The following is a 774-nucleotide window of genomic DNA, read 5'->3' as shown; positions in this document are numbered from 1 at the left end:
ACACTGAAATCTTCAGGACCTTCATAAACGGCGTCATCAATGGAAGCGATACGCACATCAAACTCAGTTTGCCCCGCTGGCACCGTTACTACACCATCGTTTGGCACTGCAACCCAACCGGAGCCTGTGTTGTATTCTAGGGTGCCTAAATCTCCAACTTCGGTATCGCCGAGATTAAGACCCAACTCCACTTGCGTTTCCGCTTCAGAGGCGTTCGATAAGTTGACTTTGAAGTTCGCTGCCTCTCCCTCATTAATAGTACCAGCGTCTGAAATAGTCACGCTTGGACGGTCATCATCCGGATCAGGGCCCGGACCACTGCCGTCATCCACAATCGTTGCCGTACCGGTATCGCTGCCTTGCACTGCGCCAATGCCAGTCACCGTCACACTGAAATCTTCTGGACCTTCATAAACAGCATCATCAATAGAAGCAATGCGCACATCAAACTCAGTTTGCCCCGCTGGCACGGTCACCACACCATCGTTTGGTACTGCAACCCAACCGCTTCCGGTGTTGTATTCCAAGGTACCTAAGTCACCGGCTTCGGTATCGCCGAGATTAAGACCCAGCTCCACTTGCGTTTCCGCTTCAGACGCGTTCGATAAAGTGACTTTGAAGTTCGCCGTATCCCCCTCATTGATGGTGCCAGCATCCGTAATAGTCACGCTTGGACGATCATCATCCGGATCGGGACCCGGGCCACTGCCGTCATCCACAATCGTCGCCGTACCTGTATCGCTGCCTTGCACTGCGCCAATGCCAGTCACCGTG

At 53.2% G+C, this 774-nt stretch carries 1 protein-coding gene; it reads right to left on the bottom strand.

The genetic code is table 11. The features are described 5' to 3' along the window. Window positions 1–774: Calx-beta domain-containing protein (locus tag IQP38_RS26275; protein ID WP_322621755.1), on the bottom strand; the 774-nt coding region annotated here is incomplete at both ends.

Source organism: Vibrio sp. OPT41 (assembly GCF_015163595.1).
In the GTDB taxonomy this organism is placed as follows: Bacteria; Pseudomonadota; Gammaproteobacteria; order Enterobacterales; family Vibrionaceae; genus Vibrio; species Vibrio alginolyticus.
Note: the sequence above shows the minus strand (reverse complement) of the source record. Positions and strands in the feature narration are given on the sequence as shown.